At 59.4% G+C, this 24,651-nt stretch carries 20 protein-coding genes and 1 tRNA gene; 4 read left to right on the forward strand and 17 right to left on the reverse strand.

The genetic code is table 11. The annotated features are described in order from the left end of the window. Positions 1 to 78: 78 nt before the first annotated feature. The 10 genes from PMI27_RS11255 to PMI27_RS11215 form a co-directional block, all read right to left on the reverse strand. A complete protein-coding gene (locus tag PMI27_RS11255; RefSeq protein WP_008147174.1) occupies positions 79 to 1,905 on the reverse strand; it encodes an alpha/beta hydrolase family protein in 1,827 nt (608 codons plus the stop codon). After that, on the reverse strand, positions 1,871 to 3,046 hold the full coding sequence (gene pqqE / locus PMI27_RS11250) for a pyrroloquinoline quinone biosynthesis protein PqqE (RefSeq protein WP_008147176.1): 1,176 nt from the start codon (positions 3,044 to 3,046) through the stop codon (positions 1,871 to 1,873). Before pqqE ends, PMI27_RS11255 begins: the two co-directional genes overlap by 35 nt. Further along, positions 3,018 to 3,293 carry a pyrroloquinoline quinone biosynthesis peptide chaperone PqqD gene (gene pqqD / locus PMI27_RS11245; protein WP_008147178.1) on the reverse strand — a complete coding sequence of 92 codons (276 nt, stop codon included), beginning with the start codon at positions 3,291 to 3,293 and terminating at the stop codon, positions 3,018 to 3,020. The genes pqqE and pqqD overlap by 29 nt, the downstream gene beginning before the upstream one ends. Next, on the reverse strand, positions 3,290 to 4,042 hold the full coding sequence (gene pqqC, locus PMI27_RS11240) for a pyrroloquinoline-quinone synthase PqqC (RefSeq protein ID WP_008147179.1): 753 nt from the start codon (positions 4,040 to 4,042) through the stop codon (positions 3,290 to 3,292). Before pqqC ends, pqqD begins: the two co-directional genes overlap by 4 nt. 137 nt (positions 4,043 to 4,179) lie before the next feature. Then, complete coding sequence (gene pqqB, locus PMI27_RS11235; RefSeq protein WP_008147181.1) at positions 4,180 to 5,091, reverse strand: pyrroloquinoline quinone biosynthesis protein PqqB; 912 nt, start codon at positions 5,089 to 5,091, stop codon at positions 4,180 to 4,182. 76 nt (positions 5,092 to 5,167) lie between these two features. Then, complete coding sequence (gene pqqA, locus PMI27_RS30600; protein ID WP_009045898.1) at positions 5,168 to 5,242, reverse strand: pyrroloquinoline quinone precursor peptide PqqA; 75 nt, start codon at positions 5,240 to 5,242, stop codon at positions 5,168 to 5,170. Positions 5,243 to 5,396: 154 nt separating this feature from the next. Further along, positions 5,397 to 7,829, reverse strand: a complete 2,433-nt coding sequence (gene pqqF, locus PMI27_RS11230) for a pyrroloquinoline quinone biosynthesis protein PqqF (RefSeq protein ID WP_008147185.1) — start codon at positions 7,827 to 7,829, stop codon at positions 5,397 to 5,399. A 48-nt stretch (positions 7,830 to 7,877) separates the two neighbouring features. Further along, positions 7,878 to 8,672, reverse strand: a complete 795-nt coding sequence (locus PMI27_RS11225; RefSeq protein WP_008147186.1) for a carbon-nitrogen hydrolase family protein — start codon at positions 8,670 to 8,672, stop codon at positions 7,878 to 7,880. 12 nt (positions 8,673 to 8,684) lie between these two features. Then, a complete protein-coding gene (locus PMI27_RS11220) occupies positions 8,685 to 10,367 on the reverse strand; it encodes a flavin monoamine oxidase family protein (protein WP_008147187.1) in 1,683 nt (560 codons plus the stop codon). A gap of 220 nt (positions 10,368 to 10,587) precedes the next feature. Further along, on the reverse strand, positions 10,588 to 11,049 hold the full coding sequence (locus PMI27_RS11215; protein WP_007980298.1) for an Lrp/AsnC family transcriptional regulator: 462 nt from the start codon (positions 11,047 to 11,049) through the stop codon (positions 10,588 to 10,590). A 204-nt stretch (positions 11,050 to 11,253) separates the two neighbouring features. On the opposite strand from PMI27_RS11215, the gene PMI27_RS11210 reads away from it, so the two are divergent. Continuing rightward, positions 11,254 to 11,901 carry a hypothetical protein gene (locus tag PMI27_RS11210; protein WP_008147188.1) on the forward strand — a complete coding sequence of 216 codons (648 nt, stop codon included), beginning with the start codon at positions 11,254 to 11,256 and terminating at the stop codon, positions 11,899 to 11,901. Between the two features lie 93 nt (positions 11,902 to 11,994). Here PMI27_RS11210 and PMI27_RS0229535 read toward each other — a convergent pair. The 5 genes from PMI27_RS0229535 to rpsU all read right to left on the reverse strand — a co-directional run bounded on the left by PMI27_RS0229535 (position 11,995) and on the right by rpsU (position 20,539). After that, positions 11,995 to 12,071 (reverse strand) — tRNA-Ile (locus PMI27_RS0229535). 15 nt (positions 12,072 to 12,086) lie between these two features. Then, complete coding sequence (locus tag PMI27_RS11205) at positions 12,087 to 15,833, reverse strand: EAL domain-containing protein (protein ID WP_008147189.1); 3,747 nt, start codon at positions 15,831 to 15,833, stop codon at positions 12,087 to 12,089. 122 nt (positions 15,834 to 15,955) lie between these two features. Then, complete coding sequence (gene rpoD / locus PMI27_RS11200; RefSeq protein ID WP_008147190.1) at positions 15,956 to 17,806, reverse strand: RNA polymerase sigma factor RpoD; 1,851 nt, start codon at positions 17,804 to 17,806, stop codon at positions 15,956 to 15,958. A 67-nt stretch (positions 17,807 to 17,873) separates the two neighbouring features. Further along, complete coding sequence (dnaG, locus tag PMI27_RS11195; RefSeq protein ID WP_008147191.1) at positions 17,874 to 19,841, reverse strand: DNA primase; 1,968 nt, start codon at positions 19,839 to 19,841, stop codon at positions 17,874 to 17,876. 482 nt (positions 19,842 to 20,323) lie between these two features. Further along, positions 20,324 to 20,539 carry a 30S ribosomal protein S21 gene (gene rpsU, locus PMI27_RS30605; RefSeq protein WP_002551877.1) on the reverse strand — a complete coding sequence of 72 codons (216 nt, stop codon included), beginning with the start codon at positions 20,537 to 20,539 and terminating at the stop codon, positions 20,324 to 20,326. A gap of 199 nt (positions 20,540 to 20,738) precedes the next feature. On the opposite strand from rpsU, the gene tsaD reads away from it, so the two are divergent. After that, complete coding sequence (tsaD, locus tag PMI27_RS11190) at positions 20,739 to 21,764, forward strand: tRNA (adenosine(37)-N6)-threonylcarbamoyltransferase complex transferase subunit TsaD (protein ID WP_008147192.1); 1,026 nt, start codon at positions 20,739 to 20,741, stop codon at positions 21,762 to 21,764. Between the two features lie 23 nt (positions 21,765 to 21,787). Here tsaD and plsY read toward each other — a convergent pair whose 3' ends face one another. Continuing rightward, on the reverse strand, positions 21,788 to 22,357 hold the full coding sequence (gene plsY, locus PMI27_RS11185; RefSeq protein WP_008147193.1) for a glycerol-3-phosphate 1-O-acyltransferase PlsY: 570 nt from the start codon (positions 22,355 to 22,357) through the stop codon (positions 21,788 to 21,790). A gap of 74 nt (positions 22,358 to 22,431) precedes the next feature. Between plsY and folB the strand changes: the two genes are divergently transcribed. Continuing rightward, positions 22,432 to 22,788: a dihydroneopterin aldolase gene (folB, locus tag PMI27_RS11180; protein WP_008147194.1), complete on the forward strand. Its 357-nt coding sequence runs from the start codon at positions 22,432 to 22,434 to the stop codon at positions 22,786 to 22,788. Further along, the gene (gene folK / locus PMI27_RS11175; RefSeq protein ID WP_008147195.1) at positions 22,779 to 23,297 is read left to right on the forward strand and encodes a 2-amino-4-hydroxy-6-hydroxymethyldihydropteridine diphosphokinase; all 519 of its coding nucleotides are present in this window, start codon (positions 22,779 to 22,781) and stop codon (positions 23,295 to 23,297) included. Before folB ends, folK begins: the two co-directional genes overlap by 10 nt. Positions 23,298 to 23,385: 88 nt before the next feature. Here folK and PMI27_RS11170 read toward each other — a convergent pair whose 3' ends face one another. Next, entirely contained in the window at positions 23,386 to 24,609 is a 1,224-nt protein-coding gene (locus tag PMI27_RS11170; protein ID WP_008147196.1) for a multifunctional CCA addition/repair protein, read from the reverse strand. Between the last annotated feature and the right edge of the window lie 42 nt (positions 24,610 to 24,651).

Here is a 24,651-nt window from a genome sequence, read left to right on the forward strand (position 1 = left end):
TCTGTACACCACAGATCCATTGTGGGAGCGAGCCTGCTCGCGAATGGGGCGACACAATTCCTGCACGGGCCACAGGCTTCAGTCCGCCAACTCCATCACCCGCCGATAAAACAACCACTCCTGCTCCAGCGCATGGGCCTGATTGCCGGCCTTGCGAAAGCCATGGCGTTCGTCGGCGTAGTAATGCGCTTCAACCAGAATGCCTTTGTCCTGCAATGCCGTGACCATGTCGCGGGTCTGTTGCGGCACCACCACGGCGTCCAGTTCACCCTGAAAGAAAATCACCGGAACGCTGATGTTGCCCGCATGCAGCAACGGCGTTCGTGCGGCGTAGCGTTCGGCATCTTGCAACGGGTCGCCGATCAGCCAATCCAGATAATCGCCTTCGAACTTGTGAGTCGTCCGGCCCAGTGCCACGGGGTCACTGACGCCATACAGGCTGGCGCCGGCGCGGAAGACGGTGTGAAAGGCCAGCGCACACAGAGTGGTGTAGCCACCGGCACTGCCGCCGCGGATAAACGCCTTATTGCCGTCGATCAATCCGCGATCGGCAAGATGAGCGACGACTGCGCAGGCATCCTCCACATCCACTTCGCCCCAGCTCAAATGCAGCGCTTGCCGATAAGCCCGGCCATAGCCACTGCTTCCGCGGTAGTTGAGGTCGGCCACGGCGAAGCCGCGTTGCGCCCAGTACTGGATCCGCGGATCGAGCATCGGGTAGCAGGCCGACGTCGGGCCGCCGTGGATGAACACCACCAGAGGCGGTTTCGCATCACCGGTCATCGCTGGATAGAAGAAACCGTGGGCCTCGCCCGAACCGCTCGGGTAGCGCAGGGTTTGCGGGACGCTGATCTGCTCGGCGGGCAACGGTGCAATACCGCCGGCCAGTGTTTTGACCTGCCGGGTCTGGCGGTCGATGGCAATGACTGCCGACGAACTGACTGGCGAAGCGGCGATGCAGTAAATGAACTGCTCATCCAGTGCGAGGGAGCGGAAACGGCTGTAATCGCCCGTGAAATCTTCACCGGCATCACCACAAAGACCCAGTTTGCCAAACCCGTCTTCGGTCCAGCTCGCCAGATAGCGGCCTTCGCTCAGCGGCAACCAAGTGCAGCCACCCAGCTGCCATGGTGCAGGCCCATGATCCGCTGCGGCACTCGGCAGCGGGCTCAGACCGTCTGCCGATTCCACCCAAGGCTGCCAGTAGCCGCCGCGATCAGTCAGGCAAAACAGACGGCCGCTTGTATCGAATCTCGGTTGTTGCAGCGATTCCTCAGCGTCTTTGCCCGCCACGCAACGTGGCAGAGAAAAACGGCCATCGTCCAGGCGTTCGGCAACCATCAGGCGAGTCGCGGTCCATGGCTGATCCGGGCGGCTCCACTCGATCCACGCCAGTCGTTGAGCGTCGGGACTCAACGTCGGCGCAGCATAGAAATCAGCGCCTTCTGCCAGCAGATGACGTACTCCGTCAGCCAGGTCGATAGCCACCAGACGATGCCGATCGCGGTTTTCTTCAACCGCCAATACCTGCCCGTTAGCGAACTGCAGATCGCCATATCGGCATTCACCTGAGCTCAGTAACTCAGGTGTCTCGCCGGCCAGCGACTGTCGATACAGCTGTTGGTCCGCCTCGTTGACGAACACGATCCCGTCATCGGTCAGACAGAACGCGCCGCCGCCGTATTCGTACACGCGACTGCGCACACTGAAGCCCGCTGGCGTCAGGCAATGCGCCTGGCCGTCACGCCAATGCCAGATCCGGCAGGCGGCATCCTCGGGTCGGTACTCGTTCCAGAACAAGCCATGTGGGCCGACCTGCAATTCGGCGAAGTCGATGCCGGCCGCGACGGCCCTGGCAGCGCTGAAGGGTTCAGCTTTTAGCGATGAGTCGTGAATTTCGTTCATTGCGAAAGGCCAGTTGTTCAATGGTCTGGGTCGCGTGTTCGGCTTCTTCGCGAGCCTTGAGGATCACGCCGTGATGTTCCGACTTGCTGCACACCGGGTCGGCGTTGCTCGCGTCCCCCGTGAGCATGAATGCCTGGCAGCGACAGCCGCCGAAGTCTTTTTCTTTCTCGTCACAGGAGCGGCACGGTTCGGGCATCCAGTCGTAACCGCGAAAGCGGTTGAAGCCGAACGAGTCGTACCAGATGTGCTGCATGCTGTGGTCGCGCACGTTGGGAAACTGCACCGGCATCTGTCGGGCGCCATGACAGGGCAGGGCGGTTCCGTCCGGCGTGACGGTCAGAAAGATACTGCCCCAACCGTTCATGCAGGCTTTCGGGCGTTCTTCGTAATAGTCCGGGGTGACGAAAATCAGCTTGCACGGATGCCCTTCGGCTTCCAGTTTGGCGCGGTATTCGTTGGTGATGCGTTCGGCGCGGACCAGTTGTTCCTTGGTCGGCAACAGACCGACCCGGTTGAGCTGCGCCCAGCCGTAGAACTGGCACGTGGCGAGTTCCACAAAGTCCGCCTCAAGGGCGATGCACAGCTCGATGATCCGGTCGATCTTGTCGATGTTGTGCCGATGGGTCACGAAGTTCAGCACCATCGGATAACCGTGGGCTTTCACCGCGCGGGCCATTTCCAGCTTCTGGGCGAAGGCTTTTTTCGAACCGGCCAGCAAGTTGTTCACTTGCTCGTCGCTGGCCTGAAAGCTGATCTGAATGTGGTCCAGGCCGGCCTTTTTGAAGTCGCTGATTTTCTGCTCGGTCAGGCCGATGCCGGAGGTGATCAGGTTGGTGTAAAACCCCAACTTGCGCGCCTCGGCAATCAGCTCGGCGAGGTCCTGGCGGACCAGCGGTTCGCCGCCGGAGAAGCCCAATTGCGCCGCGCCCATCTCCCGCGCTTCGCGAAAAACCTTGATCCACTGTTCGGTGCTCAGTTCTTTGCCTTGCTCGGCGAAGTCCAGCGGATTGGAACAGTACGGGCATTGCAGCGGGCAGCGATACGTCAGCTCGGCCAGCAGCCACAGCGGCAGGCCGATTTCCGGTTTGGGCGGTAACTTGTCTGACGCGGATTCAGGCAAGTTCGATCCAGTGCTGAGCACGGGCGACCTCCATGAATTGTTCGATGTCGTCACCGAGCTCGGGCACACCGGGGAACTGCGCGTCCAGTTCGGCGATGATCGCCGCGACGTCACGCTCGCCGTCGATCAAACCGCCGATCAGTGCGGCACTTTCGTTGAGTTTGATCATGCCTTCCGGGTAGAGCAGCACATGACCTTTCTGTGCCGGTTCGTACTGGAAGCGGTAGCCGGTACGCCAGGTCGGGGTCTTGTTGCGATCAAAACTCATAAGGTGATTCCTTTATGCCAGACCCGTTGCTCGGTCACGCTGTGATACGGCGGGCGTTTCAGTTCATAGGCCATGCTCATGGCATCGAGCATGCTCCAAAGAATGTCCAGTTTGAACTGGAGAATTTCCAGCATGCGCTCTTGGCCGGCCAGCGTCGTGTAGTGCTGCAGGGTGATCGCCAAGCCGTGTTCCACGTCGCGACGTGCCTGACCCAGACGCGTGCGGAAATATTCGTAACCCGCCGGGTCGATCCACGGGTAGTGCTGCGGCCAACTGTCGAGGCGCGACTGGTGGATTTGTGGCGCAAACAGTTCGGTCAGCGAGCTGCTGGCGGCTTCCTGCCAACTGGCACGGCGGGCGAAGTTGACGTAGGCATCGACGGCAAAACGTACGCCAGGCAGTACCAATTCCTGCGAGCGTAGTTGATCCGGGTCGAGGCCGACGGCCTGGCCCAGGCGCAGCCAGGCTTCGATGCCACCGTCTTCGCCGGGGGCGCCGTCATGGTCGAGCAGGCGCTGAATCCACTCACGACGAATCTCGCGGTCCGGGCAGTTGGCGAGGATCGCAGCGTCCTTGAGCGGGATGTTCACCTGATAGTAGAAACGGTTGGCGACCCAGCCCTGGATCTGCGAGCGCGATGCCCGGCCTTCGTACATCGCCACGTGGTACGGGTGATGAATGTGGTAGTAGGCGCCTTTGGCTCGCAGGGCCGCTTCGAATTCGGCGGGGGACATTGCTGTGTCAGTCATTTCGGTTCTCCGGGTACGACCGGTGGATTCTTTGGTGTCTGGTCGGACGCCTTCGCGAGCAAGCCCGCTCCCACATTGGATTTTTGGCGTTCAGAAAATCCCTGTGGGAGCGGGCTTGCCCGCGAAGAGGCCGGCCGCTACAACACAATACTCATGCCGTCATACGCCACTTCAACCTCACGCCGAGCCAGTTCTGCACGCTCCGGCGAATCCTCATCGAGAATCGGGTTGGTGTTGTTGATGTGGATAAGCACTTTGCGCTGCTTGGGCAGTTGTTCCAGCACTTCCAGCATGCCGCCGGGGCCGTTCTGCGCCAGGTGGCCCATTTCCCGGCCAGTGCGGGTGCCGACGCCACGGCGCTGCATTTCGTCGTCATCCCACATCGTGCCGTCCACCAGCAGGCAATCGCTGCCGGCCATGATCTCGAGCAGCGGTGCGTCGACCTTGCCCAGACCCGGTGCGTAGAACAGTTTGCCGCCGGTGTTGAGGTCTTCAACGATCAGGCCGATGTTGTCGCCGGGGTGCGGGTCGAAACGGTGCGGCGAGTACGGTGGGGCGGCGCTGCGCAGCGGAAGCGGGGTGAAGCGCAGGCTTGGGCAGGCCGGGATGGTGAAGCTGCGGTCGAGCTCGATCGGGTTCCAGGTCAGCCCGCCGTTCCAGTGGGTCAGCATGGTGAACAGCGGAAAACCGGTGCTCAGGTCTTCGTGGACCATGTCAGTGCACCAGACCTGGTGCGGGCAACCTTCACGCAAGCTGAGCAGGCCGGTGGTGTGATCGATCTGGCTGTCCATCAGGATGATCGCGTTGATGCCGGTATCGCGCAGGGCCCGGCCCGGTTGCATCGGGGCGAAGCTCTGGAGTTGGGCGCGGATGTCCGGCGATGCGTTGCACAACACCCAATTCACGCCGTTATCGGAAATGGCGATGGACGACTGGGTCCGCGCCTTGGCGTTCAGGCTGCCATCGCGAAAACCGGCGCAGTTCACGCAGTTGCAGTTCCACTGGGGGAAACCACCGCCGGCGGCGGAACCTAGAATCTGGACAAACATGGCCGCTCCATCATTTTGAAAACTGAAAATAAAAACGCCCCGGCGAGCCGAGGCGTTGCACTGCGCTACAAAAAGATTAGCGGCTTGCGAAGTACATGGTGACTTCAAAGCCGATACGCAGGTCGGTGTAAGCAGGTTTGGACCAGGACATAGAGCGCTCCTTCAGGTGATGGGACAGTTGAGATCTATACATATAGTCCACCTCCAGCCGGAGATGTTCAGATAGTTAGGTGGCTATGTTACTCAAAATTACAGGGTGATTGACCGGGAATCTTTGAGAAAGCTAATTGCAGCACCGGTAATGATCATTTTGCCGCTTGCCAAGGCAAGCCCGGGCACGGTCCGCTGGCCAGACAGCGCCAACCGCCTTCGGCCTGATTCAGTCGTTGTGCTGCGGCCAGTAAGGTTTCACGGTCGATCATCAGAATCGTCTGAGGTAGAAACTCCAGATAATCTGACGAGTGGCCGGCCAGTTTGCCCTGCCAGAGCAGTTCGGCGGCCTGCGCATTGGGCAGCGCCGCGCTATCGAATTGATCGGCCAGTGCCTGGCGTTGGTCGATGAAGGTCTCGTCATCGATGTCGTTAATCATCCCGGCCAATCCGCTCAGGAAGTGTTCGATGTGTTCCAGCAGATCCAGAGGGGCGACGCTGGGTGATTGCACGCCGAACAGCAGCCCTGTCTGCCCATGGATCTGCCGCAGGGCGCTGAACACCGCATAACCGAGCTGCAGTTCTACCCGCAGGCGTTGGTAAAACGGCGTCTGGCAGACGTGAGCCAGCAAGCGCCAGGCGGCTTCGTCAGCGATGTTTGCGGTTGCCGTCGGGCAAAAGAGCAACAACGCGTGTTCGCTGGACCCGGTATCGACCGCGCTCCACAGATGCTGCGCGTTTATCGGCGAGGGCGGCGAGAGTTGATTGTCCGCAGTGCCAGGCACACGACTCAAGGCAAGGCCCATCGCCGCTTGTGTCTGGGCGGACAGGCCGGTCGCCAGACCATCCCAGCGTGCGCTCGACCAAAGCTGCATCAAATCGTCCGAGTCAGCGGTGCGCTCAAGGCAGTGATCAGGCAGCGCTTTAAGCAACTGTCGAATCGGCATCAACGCAACGCTCGGCGGCTCTTCTTGCGAGAAACCGGCATCAGGTGTTGTCAGTTCTTTCAGCGCATGTTCGAGGACGGTCGACATTGGCTCCTGTAGCCCGGTCATTTTCAGCAGCCATTCATTGCCTGATGCGCTAAAGGAAAAATCGACACCTGCCTGACGCGCGTCTTCACGCAATGGCTGAAGGCGGGTTTCCAGGCTCGCCTGAAGGTTGCTACGAGGTGCCGAATCCAGACGCCAGCGCAGGTAAACGGCACCTTCGGCACTGTTATCCGGCAACGCCTGACTGAACTGCATGGGCGACCGCTCACGACGACCGCGCGAGCGATCCTGGGCAAAGGTCCGCAGGCCTCGGTGTTTGCTGGTCTGGCCGCGGATCAGTCCGGCACTCGGGGCCGGAGCCTCGGCGCGTAAAAACGGATTAGGTGTTGGCAGTTGCCATTGGCCGGTGAAGTTATCCACAGCGCCGATTTGTTTCAGGACGTCCTTGAGGGCTGCAACACCCGATTGGGATAACTCTGTTTCACGCTGCTCGCTGTCCATTCGGGCCAGTTGCAGGGCGCCGCTGACTTGCTGTTGGCGTTGCAGCAGGGCGGCGTATTCTTCACGCAATCCTGTCCAGGGTTGCTGTGAGGCAAAGAACCCAAGCCAATCCAGTAGCTGTTCGCGGATCCCGTTGGGCGTCGCGTTGGCCGGCAGCGTGAATTCGATGTGCAACAAAGCCTGGCCGGCGAATTGATACAACGGCGCAGCTTTCAGGCTGTCAGCCACCCCGTGCTCGCGCAATTGCGCCAGTAGACCACCGGGTTTCGCGGTGTTCAGCCAATGACACAGGAACGCCAGCGCCTCGGGCGATGAATCGGGCAATGCTTCGAAGGCAAACAGCAGATCCAGTCGACGCGCTCCAGTCTGTTGATAACTTTTGTCCGAAGAATCCATCAATGATGTAGGCGCCTGTTGCGGGACTTTTTCCCCTACGGGAATCGCAGCGCTAAAGCGCTGAGCCATCGCCCTCAACTCATCGAGACTCTGCGGCCCGGTCAGGCTCAAGGTCATCTGTCCGGTCTGATAAAACCGCTGATAGAAACCCTGCAAGGCGTGCTGGAACTCAGGTTGCGGCACCGGCAGGCTGTAGCGGTTGCCGGCATGAAACGCCCGCAGCGGATGCGCTTCTGAAAGACCGTCGAACAGCGCGAATTGCTGCTGAGCGGCCGTATCCCGAGACCATGCGACAAATTCTGCGTGCACCACTTCCCGTTCCCGCCGCTGATCGTCCGGATTCATACGCGGATGAGCGAGCATGTCCGACAGGCGCTCCAGTCCCCCGGCAAACGACTGAGGCGGTAATTCGAAAAAGTACTCCGTGGTGCGTTCGCTGGTCCGCGCATTCACCTGGCCGCCATGACCTTGGACGTAAGCCATCAGCCCTTGTCCCGCAGGAAAGCGTTCCGTACCGAGAAACAGCAGATGCTCAAGGAAATGCGCCAGCCCGGGCCACGCTAGCGGCACATCATGGCTGCCCGCAGCGACGCGCAACGCCGCAGCACTGCGCTTCAAATCGGGAGCATGACGCAGCGTCACCCGCAGGCCGTTGGCCAGGGTTTCAGTGTGAGGGTGGGGGTGATTCAGCGCAGGCATGAGCACTTCCAGAACAGAGAAGTGCCAATGCTAGCGGATAACGATGGATCAGCGCTTGTTAAGCTCGCTGTAAAGCTCGGGGCGACGATCGAGGAAGTAGCGATTGGCGGCGCGGGAATCGACCATCAACTGACGATCCAGCTCACCGACAATCAGTGCTTCATCAAGGCCGGCCTGTGCGATGCGGCTGCCATCTGGCGCGGCGATGCTGCTCTGGCCGCAATACTGAATCTCGCCTTCGTTGCCGCAATAGTTGGCGTAAGCCACATAGCACTGGTTTTCGAAGGCCCGGGCGCGGACGGTGACGTCAGCGATGAAGTCGAAGGGAATCATGTTCGCCGTCGGCACCAGGATCAGCTCGGCGCCGGCCAGGGCCAGGCGTCGGGCGTTTTCCGGGAACTCCAGGTCGTAGCAGATCAGGAAACCGAGCTTCCAGCCATTGAGTTCAACCAGCGGAAACTCATCCGGCCCGGCGCTGAACATCGAGTGATCGAGGTCGCCGAACAGGTGAGTCTTGCGGTAGTTGCACAACCGCTCGCCATTGGCGTCGATCAACTGCACGGCGTTGTAGATCTGCCCGTCCTCGGTGCGCTCGGGATAGCCATACAAAATGGCGATCCCGGCCGTCTTGGCGATGCGCGCGATTTGCTGCGCCGACTCACCGTTGTGCACTTCCGCCAGCACGCTGACGGCATCGATGCCGATGTTGTAACCGGTCAAAAACATCTCCGGCAGCACCAGCAAATCCGCGCCCTTGGCCTCCAGCGCCAATTGATGCAGACGTTGCAGATTACCTGCGACATCCAGGGGCAGCGGTGGACATTGGTAAAGGGCTACGCGCATTTCGGATTCCTCTTACTCGGGCAGGGCGATCGGACCGATCTCGTTGAACACATCTCCTGGACCCGGGTTCTCGGCGTGAGTTTCACCGCCGAAGTGTTTCATGATGCCCCACACCGCATTAAGCGAGGTCTGCACTGCGCCTTCGACCCACGCAGGCGTCCACGAAACATCGTCGCCAGCGATGAAAATCCCGCGCTGCTCGGCCGGCATATCGGCCTGCATGAAGTGCGCGTACATGCGCTGGTTGTAGCGATAGTGACCGGGCAGCGCGCCTTTGAAAGCCCCGAGGAAATGCGGGTCGGCTTCCCAGGACACGGTGATCGGATCACCAATGATTCGCGCCGCGATGTCGACTTTCGGGTAGATCTTCTTCAACGCATCCAGCGCCAGTTTCACGCGTTTGTCCACCGGTTGCGGGAGCATTTTCAGCGCGTCGCTCATCCACGAGTACGACAGGCAAATCACGCCCGGCTTGTCGTCGCCGTTATCGAACAGATAAGTGCCGCGGGTCAGGCGATCGGTGAGGGTCATGCTCATCAAGTCGCGGCCGGTTTCCGGATCCTTGTCCTTCCAGAATGGCCGATCGACCATCACGAAGGTTTTCGACGATTGCATGTAGCGCGTACGGTCGAGGGCCATCCACATCTTTTGCGAGAACAGGGTTTCGTCACATTCGATCTGGGTGGTCAGCAGCCAGCTCTGGCACGTGGTCAGCACTGCTGCGTATTCGCGTGTGTCGCCCCAGTTATCGGTGACGGCAAAGCGCCCGTCTGCCGCGTGGGCAATCTTTTTCACGCCGGTACGTGGCGCGCCGTTGTGCAGGGAGCTGAGGCTGGTGCCTTGCGGCCAGTGCACGCAACGTTCCGGCACATGACGCCAGATCCCCAATGGCACTTGCTCCACGCCGCCGACCACCAAATGCTGGTGATCGTCGCAGTTGGTCATGACCACGCGGAAGATTTCCAGCATCGAATTCGGGAAGTCCGAGTCCCAGCCGCCGGTGCCGAAACCGACCTGACCAAACACTTCGCGGTGATGGAACGAGAGTTTGGCGAAGGCTTTGGAAGTGGCAACGAAGTCGTAGAAAGTGCGGTCGTCCCACAGCGGAACGAGGGTGTTCCACAGCTCTTTGAGGCGCGGCACATCGCGGTCGCGGATCGCTTGCTGGATGTCAGAGAACTGCGATCCGGCTTCCAGCGCGTCGGCCCAGGCGTCGGCGACTTCCTGGAACAGTGCAGGAAGATCCGCCAGTTTCTGTGCGTAATGGGTTTGGCCTTCGAGGTCGATCACCGTGCTGCCCGAGGCCGGTGTCAGCGGGTTCGGGAAAGGTTTGGTTTCGAGGCCGAGCTTGTCGACATAGTGATAAAACGCGGTGGACGACACCGGGAAGCGCATACCGCCGAGTTCGGCGATGATGCCTTCAGCGCCGTTGAATGCCTGGGAGCGCAGACGGCCGCCCATTTTCGAGGCTTCGTAGACGACGGGTTTGAGGCCTAGTTTCATCAATTCGTACGCGGCCACCAGACCTGCGATGCCGGCACCGACGATCGCAACCTCGGCGCCATGGTTGTGCGCAGGGATGCTGCCCAGGCCGGCCGGGTGCTCGATCCAGTCGTCGAAGGCGAAGGGAAAGTCCGGACCGAAAATGGTGACTGGTTTTTTACCGTCTGCAGGATGGCGATTGTTCTTGTTCATGGCTGACCTTGCTGGCGACCGGACGCGGCATGCGCGTCTGAGTATAGGAAAAGATGGCAGCCATTCTAGAGAGCGTAGAACACGTTAATAAGACGCAATGTGTCGTCGTTTTGCTAATTGTTTGATCATAATGACGACTGGTCGCTACACATCGTAATGTAGGAGCCGAGCTTGCTCGCGATGAGGCCCTCCCAGACACCAAAGAGCGATCGGCAAAAACTCAAACCGGCTGCCCCCGATCAATCTTGCTGCTCAAGATGATCGACGTAGTCGTCTTCTCCACCCCATCCACACTGCCGATCTGATCCAGCAACTGATCCAGCTGCTCAGGTGAATCGGTGCGCAACCACGCCACGTAATCAAATTCGCCACTGACCGCGCACAACTGCTGCACCTGAGCCATCGCGCTAAGGCGTCGCAACACTTCCTTGCCCGAGCGGGGTTGCACCGTGATCCCGACGTACGCCTGCAAGCCGCCATCCACGACACGTTGACCCAAACGTACGCCGTAACCGGTGATCACCTTGGCTTTTTCCAGCCGGGCCAGCCGCGAAGTGACGGTGGTGCGAGCGATGCCCAATTGTCGCGCGAGCATGGCCACGCTTTCGCGGGCATTGATCTGCAGGGCTGCAATCAATTGGCGGTCGATTTCGTCAAGAACGGGCGGGCGGGTGTCAGGCAAGGGTCGTCTCCAGCGGCACAGATCAATGGGTTGGCATGTTACAGGCACATCTCGCACCGCGGAGGGTTGATCTCGCCTCAGTACCGTTCATACCGTTTTCTACATGTCGGGTTTTTCTTTGGCTGAACAAGGCGCGATCGACAGGATGGACACCAACAGTCAGTCGTAGTCGAATGCGAAATCGAGGGATGCGAGGCAATGGAAATGACAAAGAAAATGCCGCCCGCTGTACGGGAACGTGCGTTGCAGATTGCCAATCACGAAATGGCTCATTACGTGATTGCCCGAGCCTTGGGGTTTGAAACGGGTGGCGTGACCCTGACTGTGACCATGGACTTGCGGCATCAAGGCGGGGCGTCCATTAGCTTGGTGCGGCCAATTTCGTCGATGGACGCCATGAGGGAACATCTGGAAGCGCGGATGATGGTCCTGTTTGCTGGCGCTATGGGGCAGGCATTGGTTTCAAAGCATTCGCTCGACAAACGCGTCGATAAGTCGAAAGCGACAGCCATCCTCAAAGGAGAGCTTGGCGCGGAACAGGATTACGCAAAAATAAGGGAGTTACGGCACTTGCTGCGCAATATTGCCTACCCCGATACGGATCCGGCCTCGTCTGACCGCATAGCGGCTGAGCTGAAAGAGATTACTGATCGTGTGTGGTTTCGGACCCAAACGATCGTAGAGGCGTTGGCCGATACGATTACCGAATTGGGACGCGTGCTGGTCGACGGCATGGTCATCGTGGAGCAGTGGGGTAGGGCGGCGGATACGTATGAGGTCGTATGGACGGGTGCAATGCTTGAACAACTGCGGCTGGTGCAGGCCATTCCAGCGTTAACGGTTGCTTCTTAAGTTGAGATTGATCTGCACGTATGAAGATTTGAAGCCCCGAACACGTTATTCCAACAGACACGAAAAAGCCGCGCATTGCGCGGCTTTCTTGTTTGGTGGGCCCAGTAGGACTCGAACCTACGACCAAGGGATTATGAGTCCCCTGCTCTAACCAACTGAGCTATAGGCCCTCAGTAGGCCGCGGATTATAGCGACGGTTTCTCGGCTGTGCTATCCGAAAAGTCTGAAATGGCTATACGAAGAAACGTCGCGGCAAATTCTTCCGGTGGCAAGGGCAGGCTGACGATGTAGCCCTGGATCTGTTCACAGCCTTCGGCAGCGAGGAATTGCTGCTGCGCGAGGGTTTCGACGCCCTCGGCGATGATGGTGAATTGCATGCTGCGGCCCAGGGCGATGATGGCGCGAACGATGGCTGCGTCGTGGGGATCATCCGGTAGGCCGCGGACGAAAGACTGGTCGATCTTGAGAATGTCCAGTGGCAAACGTTTGAGGTAACTCAGGGACGAGTAACCGGTGCCGAAGTCGTCGATCGCCAGTTGCACACCCAGGTGTTTGAGTTGATGCAGCACTGCCAACGCCTCTTCAGCCTGGCTCATGATGAAGTTTTCAGTAATTTCCAGTTGCAGGAAACCGGGTTTGAGGCGGTTGTCCTTGAGCAATTGTTCGATCCGGCCGAGCAGGTTCGGCTGGCGCAATTGAGCACCCGCGAGGTTGACCGACAGCGGGCCGACGGGTTCGTAAACCTGATTCCACTCGAACATCTGCCGGCAGGCGGTTTCGAGAACCCAATCGCCGATTTGCAGGATCATGCCGTTTTCTTCGGCCAGCGGAATGAAGTGCTCCGGTGGCACATCGCCGAAGGTCGGGTGGCGCCAGCGAATGAGCGCTTCTGCGCCAACCAGGCGATGGTCGACCAGGCTGATCTTCGGTTGATAATGGAGGTGCAGTTCGTTGCGCTCGATAGCGCGTCGCAGTTCATGTTCCAGTGCCACTCGTTCGCTGGCTTGAGCGGTGAGGTCGCGGGTGTAGCTTTCGACCCGGTTGCGACCCTTGGCCTTTGAGCGGTACATCGCCGCATCGGCGTTCTTGACCAGTGTGGCGACGTCGCAGCCATCCTTGGGATACAGGCTGGTGCCGATACTGGCGCTGATAAAAAACTCATGTTCGCCAGCCTGGAATGGTGCGCCGAAGCAATTGAGCAATTTGGTCGCGATGTTGTCGGCGTCACTGGATTGCTGCAGCCCGGGCAGCAGGATGATGAATTCGTCGCCGCCCAGGCGCGCCACGGTGTCGATGTCGCGCAACTGCTCCTTGAGGCGCACGGCAATGCCCTTGAGCAACAGGTCACCGACCGGGTGACCCAGGCTGTCGTTGATGTGTTTGAAACGGTCCAGGTCCAGGAACAGCACCGCGCCCTGGCCGCCGTTTTCCTGTTGGTTGTTGAGCGCAGTCAGCAATCGGCTCTCGAACAGCGTGCGATTTGGCAGCCCGGTCAGCGGGTCGTGGTGTGCCTGGTAATCGAGCTTGGCCTGGGCGTGTTTGAGGCTGGAAATGTCCGCGAACACCGCGACAAAATGGGTGACGAATTTGTCTCGGTTGCGCACCGCACTGATGGTCAGCCAGCTCGGATAGAGCTCGCCATTCTTGCGCCGGTTGGAAATTTCACCCTGCCAATGACCTTCGGCCGTCAGTTGATGCCACATGGCGGCGTAAAACGCGCTGTCGTGCAGGCCCGAGGCGAGCAGGCGAGGGGTATGGCCCAATGCTTCGCTCTCGCTGTAGCCGGTGATTTCGGTAAACGCACGGTTGACCGCGCTGATGTGTTGTTGAGTGTCGGTGATCAATACACCTTCGGCGGTGCTCTCGAATACCGTGGCGGCCTGCTGCAGCTTCTCCTGCATCAGGTGTCGCTCGGTGATGTCTCGGGCGATGGTCAACATGCAATCTTCATCGCCGATCGGTAGCGGACGGCTGGACACCTCGCAGAGGCGGATCTGTCCGTCGCTGCGGCGTATATGGCAACTGAAGTCGCGGACGAAACCGTCCCGGTGCAGCAGATCGAGCATCTGTTTGCGTTCGTTGAGATTGACCCAGATTCCCAGCTCGAGGGCGGAACGATCCACGGACATCGCGCTGTTGAAACCGGTAATGCGACTGAAACCCTCGTTGACCTCAATCAGTAAACCGTCGCTCTGCCGTGACAATAGCAAGCCGTCGGGTGAGGCATGGAAGGCCTTGGCGAATTTCTCTTCGGAGGTTTGCAGTTGTTGCTGGGTTTCCTTGAGCTGGCTGATGTCCCGTACGACGACCACCAAGGCCGGGGTCGTATCGAGGTCGAAAGGCTCGGCGGAAATCAGGCCGGTAAACACTTGGCCATTGTTGCGGCGAAAGGGCATCTCCAGGTTACGGATGCTGCCGGCCTGCAACCGTTGCAACAAGCCCGGCCCGACGCCGGGTATGCCCCAGATGTTCAGGTCGGTGGCCGTCTGGCCGATGACGTCTTCGGCCTTGAGACCGATCTGTTCTTCGAACGCTTCGTTGACCTCCAGCAGGCAGCCGTCGGAGAGTCGCGCGATGACTAGTATGTCCGGGCATTGCTGGAACACCGAGGCGAACTTCTGTTCCGACAGGCGCAACGCCTCTTCGGTGCGCTTGGCGTCGCTGATGTCGATCATCAGCCCGCGCATCACCGGTTCATGGCCGTGCTCGATCAGGCTGACGATATCGCGCACCCAAATGCAGCGGCCATCGGCGGTGATGACCCGGTAATCGTGGCTGTGATCGCGCCCGGCCAGTACTTCGTGATCACAGAAGGTCTGGGCGCGAGTCAGGTCGGCCGGGTGGATAATGTTGCGCCAGAAGCCCGGAATCAGCCAGTGAGACAAGGGGTAACCGAGCAGATCCTCGGCATGGGGGGACACATAGCTGTAGGTGAAATCGCTGATCCGCGCTTCCCAGGCGATGGCCGAAAGGCTCTCCACCAGCCCGCGGTAATGGTATTCACTGCTGCGCAGTTCTTGTTCCAGGTCGACCCGGCGGGCAATTTCTGAACTCAGCCGGCGGTTGATCCGGATAACCATCGCCAGCACGATGATCAGCAGCAGCATTCCCGGTAGACCGTAAACCAGCAGATCGTTCCAGAATGTACGATGATCGAGGACGTTACCGACCCAGTGCTCCTGAATTTCATTGATTTCGTTCGGGGACATGTCCGCCAGGACTTTATCCAGAATGCCGACCAGTACCTTGTTGTTCCGGGGCACGCCCATCGCCAATTGATAGCGATAGGGGGTTTCGCCGCTGACGTAGAGCCCGTCGAGCTTGAGCTGACGCAGGCTCCAGACGCTAGAGGCGAGATCGCCGACCACCGCATCCACTTCATCGGTAGCCAGCGCCTGCAGCGCTGAGCTGACGTTGGGCATCGCCACCAGATTGAGGTCGGGATTGTGGGTGCGCAACAGCTCGTGGGGTGCGTAGTTTTCCACCACGGCGACTTTCAGGCCGTACAAGTCTTTGAGTTTGCGTGGCTGTGGGCCTCCGACATGGGCAAGGATGACAATCGGAAAGTCCAGGTAGGGGCGGGTGAATGAGAGGTAAGTCTGGCGCTCCGGGGTCGACATGATGCCGGGCAACAGGTCCAGCTTGGCTTGTTTGGCCTGTTCCAGGACGGCGGTCCAGCTGACGGGCTCGATGGGCGTGAGCTTGATGGCCAGGGTTTGACGGATCCGGTCGATATAGTCTGCTGCAAGGCCCTGATAGCGGCCCTGATCGTCGCGAAACTCGAAGGGTGGCCATGACGCATCGACACCCAGACGCAAGTTTGGGTGAGCCGCCAGCCAGCTACGTTCTTCGTCGGTCAGAGTCAGCGCGCCAGCCGTTGCGGTCCAGGTCAATAGCGACAGCAAAAAAAGCACGGTCGGCAGTCTGGGCATAACGGTCTCGTTATGGCTCGGGGAATGTTTCGAGTGTAGACGGGCAATTCGGAGGGGGGGAGGTGCGGGGGATTTAATCTGTATAAAAGCAAAACCCCCGGCCTGGGCCGGGGGTTTTGTTATTACTCGTCGAGGAAGGAGCGCAAATGCTCGCTTCTCGTCGGGTGGCGCAGCTTGCGCAGCGCCTTGGCTTCGATCTGACGAATCCGTTCACGGGTCACGTCGAACTGCTTACCAACCTCCTCGAGGGTGTGGTCGGTATTCATGTCGATACCGAAGCGCATGCGTAGAACCTTGGCTTCACGGGCAGTGAGGCCGGACAGAACTTCGCGAGTCGCTTCTTTAAGGCTCTCAACAGTGGCGACATCGATTGGCGACTGCATGGTCGAGTCTTCGATGAAGTCACCCAAATGGGAGTCTTCGTCATCACCGATCGGGGTTTCCATGGAGATCGGCTCTTTAGCGATCTTCAATACCTTGCGGATCTTGTCCTCAGGCATTTCCATGCGTTCGCCCAGCTCTTCCGGGGTCGGTTCGCGACCCATTTCCTGCAACATCTGGCGGGAAATGCGGTTGAGCTTGTTGATCGTCTCGATCATGTGCACCGGAATACGGATGGTGCGGGCCTGGTCGGCGATCGAGCGAGTGATCGCCTGACGGATCCACCAGGTGGCATAAGTCGAGAATTTGTAGCCGCGGCGGTATTCGAATTTATCTACCGCTTTCATCAAGCCGATGTTGCCTTCCTGGATCAGATCGAGGAATTGCAGGCCACGGTTGGTGTACTTCTTGGCGATGGAGATCACCAGACGCAAGTTCGCTTCAACCATCTCTTTCTTCGCGCGGCGGGCCTTGGCCTCACCGATCGACATGCGACGGTTGATGTCCTTGATCTCGGCGATCGTCAAACCGGTTTCGGTTTGCAGCGCGGTCAGCTTCTGCTGGCAACGAATGATGTCCGGTTGCAGGCGACCAATGGCTTCAGCGTATTTGCTTTTGCCTTTGGCCAGTGCGTCGGTCCAGCTTTCGTCGACTTCGTTGCCCGGGAACTGGCGCAGGAAGTCGGCACGCGGCATGCGGGCATCACGAACGCAAAGTTGCATGATCGCGCGCTCTTGCTGACGCAGACGATCCAGGGCACTGCGAACACGCTCGACCAGGCCTTCGAATTGCTTCGGAACCAGTTTGATCGGCATGAACAACTCAGCCAGAAGCACCAGCTCGGCAATTGCCAGCTTGTTGCCACGACCGTGCTTTTTCAGCGCCTTGCGGGTGATTTCCATCTGATCGGAGACAGCGCCAAAGCGCTGAGCTGCGATGACCGGATCCGGACCGCTTTCGGCTTCTTCTTCGTCGTCGGTGCTGGCTTCAGCGTCGTCGTCGTCGGTATCGTCGTCCGCTTTCACGGCTTTCGGGTCGACAGGCGGCGGCACTTCTGCAGCAGGCGGCGCAATGCCGTCGTCCGGGTCGATATAACCGCTCAGGACGTCGGACAGGCGGCCACCTTCGGTGGTGACGCGAGTGTATTCGGAGAGAATATGGTCAACCGTGCCAGGGAAGTGCGCAATTGCGCCCATCACTTCGCGGATGCCCTCTTCAATACGTTTGGCGATTTCGATTTCGCCTTCACGTGTGAGGAGCTCTACCGTACCCATTTCACGCATGTACATGCGCACTGGGTCGGTGGTGCGACCAATGTCGGTCTCGACCGCTGCCAACGCTGCTGCTGCCTCTTCGGCCGCGGCTTCGTCGGTATCGGCGTCGGCCAGCATAAGGGAATCCTTATCTGGCGCAACCTCGAATACGTTGATCCCCATGTCATTGATCATGCGGATGATGTCTTCCACCTGTTCCGGATCTGAAATATCCTCCGGCAGGTGGTCGTTGACCTCCGCGTAAGTCAGGTAACCCTGCTCACGACCAAGTGTGATCAACTCTTTGATACGAGACTGCTGTTGCGCTTTTCCGGACATAACACCCTATCCACTGAAGGTCTTGGCGGGCAAAAAACAAGCCGAGGATTATACCTGAGCTATGACCTCACGCGCCAGTTGAGGTCGGGCTTGTTGCGGAAACATTGCGACTTAATAGGTCGCGCAGTTGATTTTTCTCTTCGGCACTCAGTTCACTTTGACGTGCTTTTCTGAGAAGTTGTTCCAGGTTTCGCTCGCGTTGGCGGGCTGACAAGCTAGTAATGGTGTCGAAAAACTGTTGTTCAAGGTTATCTCCGTCAATCAGCCATTCCTTTTCCGCCAGCGCCTTGAGCAAACGTCCTTGCTCCGTTCCGTGCCAGCGTGCAATCAACTGAAATGAGTTTAGCTTGGGATTCTTCTGTACGGCTTCGAGAAGGGCCACCAGTAATTGCGTGTTGGTGTGATCCTCGGCAGCAAAGTGCCCGGCATCCTCGACTTTCTCGGCCAATTGCGGGTGATGCAATAGCGTGCGCAAGGCGGCCAGGGTTGGCGGCTCTACAGCAGCCGGCACCCGTGGCGCGCGGGGTTGATCGTGATCACCGCCGCGTTTGCCGTTTTTGTCCCACGGTTTTTTGTCCCATTTTTTGCCGCCGGCGCCGGGTTTCTTCGGCGTCCATTCCTGCTGCGGCACATACATCTCTTGTGTCTGCGGCTGATGGTAGTCGCTGTAATCCGGCATGGCGTCGTAATCAATGCCCGGGTCGTACGCCGGTGGGGCCTCCTGAGGAGCGCTTTGCACCAACTGGCTCACGGCTTCACCGCTAAGCCCGGTAATTTCGGTCAGGCGCTGACGCATCAGGATGCGCAGGTTCGCCCCCGGGACTTTGTCGATCAGCGGCGCGGCGAGGGTGGCCATGTGGGCCTTGCCTTCGAGCGAGCGTGGGTCCGATTCCTCGGTCAGCTGCTGAAAAAAATAATCCGCTAAGGGTTGGGCGTGCTGGTTGATCCGTGCGCGGAAGGCATCAGTGCCTTCGGAGCGGACCAGCGTGTCCGGGTCTTCGCCTTCGGGCAGAAACAGAAAGCGTGCGCGCCGCCCGTCCTGCAGGCTCGGCAGCGCTGCCTCCAATGCCCGCCAGGCGGCATTTCGACCTGCCTGATCGCCGTCGAAACAGAACAGCACGTTGGGCACGACGCGAAACAGGCGCTTCAAGTGCTCTTCGCTGGTGGCGGTGCCCAGGGTCGCGACAGCGTTGCGCAGGCCTTGCTGGGCGAGGGCGATAACATCCATGTAGCCTTCGACGACGATGATTTCGTCGAGGTTGCGGTTGTTCTTGCGTGCTTCATAAAGGCCGTAGAGTTCCTGGCCCTTATGGAATACCGGGGTTTCCGGTGAGTTCAGGTATTTCGGCTTGTCGTCGCCCAATACCCGGCCGCCGAAGGCGATGATTCGCCCGCGGCTGTCGCGGATCGGGAACATCACGCGATCGCGGAAGCGGTCATAGCGTTTGCCGGTTTCGGCGTTCTCGATCAGCAGGCCAGCATCGATCATGGCTTTCTGTTGCAGGGTGTCGCTGCTCAAGTGCTTGAACAGATTGTCCCAGCCAGGCGGGGCAAAGCCGAGGCCGAAGTCTCGGGCGATTTCGCCGGTCAGTCCGCGGCCTTTCAAGTAATCCACAGCTGCTTTTCGCGATGGATGGCTTTTCAGTGCCTGACGGTAAAAGTCGGCGGCGGCGGTGAGTAGCGGGTAGAGCGGCGAATCGGTCGGCTGCCGCGGTTTGTGCGGCCGTCCGCTTTCTTCGCGGGGGATTTCCATGCCGGCGGCTTTGGCCAGTTCTTCGACAGCCTGGACGAAATCCAGATTGTCGTGGTCCATCATGAAGCCGAGGGCGTTGCCGCCAGCGCCGCAGCCAAAGCAATAGTAAAACTGCTTTTCGGGGCTGACGCTGAAGGAGGGGGTTTTCTCTTTGTGAAACGGGCAGCAGGCGGTGTAGTTCTTGCCAGCCTTTTTCATTTGCAGGCGCGAGCTGACCACATCGACGATGTCGGTGCGGTTCAGAAGGTCGTCAATGAAGCTCTGGGGAATTAGCCCGGCCATGGCGTTCTCGTCATCTGCGCTGCAATGGATCCGAAACGAAGAGCGGCTGAACGCGGGTCGTTGTTTGAGGCGCGCAAAATGTGCGGCTCGACCAGTGTCGTCTGCGTAATCGCTGTCGGGAAGTGTATCTGCCGAAAATCCACTGACGTTAGTACCAATCAGTATTCGACTATTTGAAAGTGTTGCGCTGAAATCCGCTGCGGCCTGTCGATGGCCTCGGATAGCTCATAAGCTGGCACGCAAGAAGGTGCCTTGGGCTGATCGTCGTGAGAGGAATCAGTGGGTGTGCTCGTCAGTAGCCTTGGAAGGCTCGTCAGAAAAGACGTGCACCGCTGGCAAAAGAGCCAGGTCTGACGCTGTGAAGCAGATTTGTCTTGGTCGCGTGTGCGGCTTTGACGGTGAAGCATCAAGCGTTTTCCGCAAATGCCATTAGCCCGGCTGAGGGCCGGGCTTGGCAGAAGCTTGCTACGAACGTCTGTGTATTAGTACAGACGAACGGCGCGGCGCTGTTCGCGCTGAACTTTCTTGGCGTGACGCTTAACAGCGGCTGCTGCTTTGCGCTTACGCTCAGAAGTAGGCTTCTCGTAGAATTCGCGGCTACGAACTTCAGCCAGTACACCGGCTTTTTCGCAGGAGCGCTTGAAACGACGCAGAGCTACGTCGAAGGGTTCGTTCTCTTTTACTTTGACGGCTGGCATCCAGAGCTACCTTCATTCATTACCGGGGTCAACATCCTCGTGGCAAAAGAGCACTTGAAGACGTCGGTTTTTAAGGGTTGCGGATGTTAACCCCTCATCGCTCGGAATGCAAAGCCTCTGATCGAAAACCGCTAGTCGGGGCATCACATGGCGACTATTATGCGCGCCTTCGAATTCAGCCTAAACAAGGCGCAAACCCATGCTAGTACTGGGATTAGAAACCTCCTGCGACGAAACCGGTGTCGCATTATATGACAGTGAACGCGGCCTGCTGGCCGACGCGCTGTTCAGCCAGATCGACCTGCACCGCGCCTATGGCGGGGTCGTGCCGGAGCTGGCCTCGCGTGACCACGTCAAACGCATGCTGCCCTTGATTCGTCAGGTGTTGGCCGAAGCTGACTGTGTGCCGACCGAGATCGACGCCATCGCTTATACCGCGGGTCCTGGCCTGGTCGGTGCCTTGTTGGTGGGCGCTTCCTGCGCTCAGGCGCTGGCCTTCGCCTGGGGTATTCCGGCGCTGGGTGTGCACCACATGGAAGGTCACCTGCTGGCACCGATGCTGGAGTCGCAACCACCGGAATTTCCGTTCGTCGCTTTGTTGGTGTCTGGCGGTCATACGCAGCTGGTTCAGGTCGACGGGATCGGTCAATACACGCTGTTGGGCGAGACCCTCGACGATGCTGCCGGCGAAGCTTTTGACAAGACCGCGAAGATGATGGGCCTCAATTATCCGGGGGGCCCGGAAATCGCTCGGCTGGCGGAGCAAGGGGTTGCAGGACGTTTCACTTTCCCGCGTCCGATGTGCGACCGCCCAGGCCTGGCTTTCAGTTTCAGTGGCTTGAAAACCTTCGCCCTGAACACCTGGCAGCAGAGCGTCAGCGCCGGGGACGACAGCGAGCAAGCCCGTTGCGACATCTCGCTGGCGTTCCAGCAGGCCGTGGTGGAGACTTTGACCATCAAGTGCAAGCGTGCCCTGAAGCAGGCCGGTATGAGGCGTCTGGTGATCGCTGGCGGCGTCAGCGCCAACAAGGCACTGCGTACCTCACTGGAGAAGATGCTCGGCGACATGAAGGGCGACGTTTTTTATGCCCGTCCGGAGTTTTGCACCGACAACGGCGCGATGATTGCCTTTGCCGGCTGCCAGCGCTTACAGGCCGGTCAGCACGAAAGCCTGGCGATCAGCGTGCAGGCGCGTTGGCCGATGGAGCAATTATCTGCGCTGTGATGAGCGGCGCTCATGCCCGGTATTTAAAAATGCCGTTCGCGCCCGGCAAACAGGTCGCGTAGATTGCCCCGATGACGCCAGACGATCAGTCCCGTGAGTGCGCTCATGGGCAGCAGTGCCGCCGGTTCTTGCCAGGCCAGTAGCGGCAGGGTCAGCGGTGTAGCGATCAAGGCCGCCAGTGAGCTGGTGCGAGTCAGGTAGAACGTCAGCAGCCAGGCGCAGACCGCCAGCAGTGCGGCGGGCGGGTAGAGGCCCAGCAGCATGCCGGCAGAGGTGGCGACACCTTTACCGCCGCGGAAGCGAAAGTACAACGGGAACAGGTGACCGATGACGGCGCAGACGCCGATCCAGGCCTGTTCTTGAAGCGAAAGGCCCGCAACGCCGGCGATCAGTACGGGTAGCAGGCCTTTGAAGAGGTCCCCGATCAAGGTCAGGACGGCGAGTTTTTTGCCGGCCAGGCGCAACATGTTGGTGGCGCCGGCATTACCCGAGCCACTCATTCGCGGATCGGGGTTACCGGTCAGGCGGCTGAGCAAAATGGCGAAGGACAGAGAGCCGAGCAGGTAGGCGAGGGTCGCCAGTAACCAAAACATGCTAACTATTCCGGGCGAGGACGCCCTGATTCTAACGGCGCATTGCGCCCTTGTCGTGCAGCGGAGAAAAGTGCTTGGACAGAGTGTTTATCGAGGGCCTGGAAGTCGACACCGTGATTGGTGCCTACGACTGGGAGCGAGGCATCCGACAGTGCTTGCGTCTTGATCTGAGTTTCGCCTGGGATAATCGCCCGGCCGCCGCCGGTGATGACCTGACTCTGGCGCTCGATTACGCCAGTGTGTCGTCGCGTATCCAGGCCTTTGCCGAGCAGGCGCAGTTCCAGCTGGTCGAGACGTTCGCCGAGCGTCTGACGGAAGTCCTGATGAGCGAATTCAACATCACCTGGATGCGCCTCAAGCTGACCAAGCCAGGCGCCATCCCGGCTGCCACGGGTGGTGTGGGCGTGGAGATCGAGCGCGGATGTCGCTGACTCAGGTGTTTCTCGGGCTCGGTAGCAATATCGAGCGCGAATCCCATTTGCAGGCTGGCCTGGAAGCTTTGGCCGGTTTCCTGGTGGATATACGCTGCTCGGCGGTGTTCGAAAGCCAGCCGGTGGGGATCAAGAGCGGGCCATTCTTCAATTTTGTGGTGTCGGCTTTTACCGATTTGCCGCTGATGGAGCTGGATCGCCGGCTGAAATTCATCGAGGCGGACAACGGCCGGTATGCGCCGGATCGCAAGGGTTTGCCGCTGGATATCGACGTGCTGCTGTTCGGCGATCTGGTGGGCAACTTTGATGGCTTGATCCTGCCGCGGGCAGAAATTCTGAAAAATGCCTTTGTGCTGTGGCCGTTGTCGCTGATTGCGCCGGATCGCGTGCATCCGGGGGTAGGCAAGAGCTTTGCGACGTTGTGGCGCGAGGCGCAGATTGATCAGGTGTTGGCGCCGGTGGCGTTTGAGTGGCGTGGCGAGCAGCTGACCCCTTCGAATTTGTTGTGAAGCAAAAGATCGCAGCCTTCGGCAGCTCCTACAGGGGATTGATGTAAATCCGTAGGAGCTGCCGAAGGCTGCGATCTTTTGATCTTGCTTACGCTTGTTCTTTGTAAGCCTTCAACGCCTTGAGCCGCTCGCGCTTGATCGCCTCACCCAGCTCCGGTCCTTTGAATCCCTTCTCCAGCAACGGCTGAACCGCTACGGTCCGAGCAGCATTCGCCGCCCCTCGCAAATAATCAGCCTGTGGGTAACTTCGCTGCTCCAGCCCTTTGCGTCCTCGGGCGTCCATCTCGCACGCTGCGATAAATTCCTCGAACCGCTGCGGCCGACGGTAAACGTCAAAACTCTGTAGCAACTCCAGCAAAGTCGACGGCTTCAGCTCCAGGGCGCGATGGCCGTGGGTGTGATATTCGCCCACCAGCAGAGCCAGCTCCTGACAGTCCTTCGGCGCCTTGAAGCGTTCGTTGACCGCTTTTATCAGCTTCAAGCCCTTGTGCTCATGAGCAATGTGTCGGGGCCACTCCTCCTCGGGCGTCAGTCCCTTGCCGAGGTCGTGCAGCAGGCAGGCCCAACGCACGGTGAGTGGTTGTTTGTGCCGCGCCGCTTGCTCCAGCACGCTCAAAGTGTGCACGCCTGTGTCGATTTCCGGGTGGTGGGCTTCCGGTTGCGGTACGCCGAACAGGGCATCGACTTCCGGCATCAATACCTTGAGAGCGCCACACTCGCGCAGCACTTCGATGAACACCTGTGGCTGATCTTCCATCAGGGCGCGGGAAATTTCCTTCCAGCTGCGTTCGGCGGTCAAGGCTTCCAGTTCGCCTGACTCGCTGAGTTGGCGCATCAGTTCCAGCGTCTCCGGCGCCACGGTGAAACCGAGCCCCGCGTAACGAGCTGCAAAGCGGGCAACGCGCAGAACCCTGAGCGGATCTTCGGCAAACGCGGGGGAAACGTGACGAAGCAAGCGTGCCTCGAGATCGCGCTGGCCGTGGTAAGGATCGGTCAGGTTCTGCTGATCGTCTTCGGCCATGGCATTGATGGTCAGGTCACGACGGATCAGGTCTTCTTCGAGGGTGACTTCGGGGCTGGCATGAAAGGTAAAGCCGCCGTAACCACGACCGCTTTTGCGCTCGGTCCGGGCGAGGGCGTATTCCTCACCGCTTTTTGGATGAAGAAACACCGGGAAATCCGCACCCACCGGGCGAAAGCCCTTGGCGAGCATTTCTTCAGTGGTGGCGCCAACCACAACCCAGTCGATGTCGGTGACAGGCTTGCCCAGCAGGCGATCGCGTACCGCACCGCCGACTTTATAAATCTGCATAAAAAACCTCCGTTAGCTCGACAGAATAACCTTTGCGTCGAA

This window comes from Pseudomonas sp. GM41(2012) (assembly GCF_000282315.2).
Taxonomy (GTDB): Bacteria; Pseudomonadota; Gammaproteobacteria; order Pseudomonadales; family Pseudomonadaceae; genus Aquipseudomonas.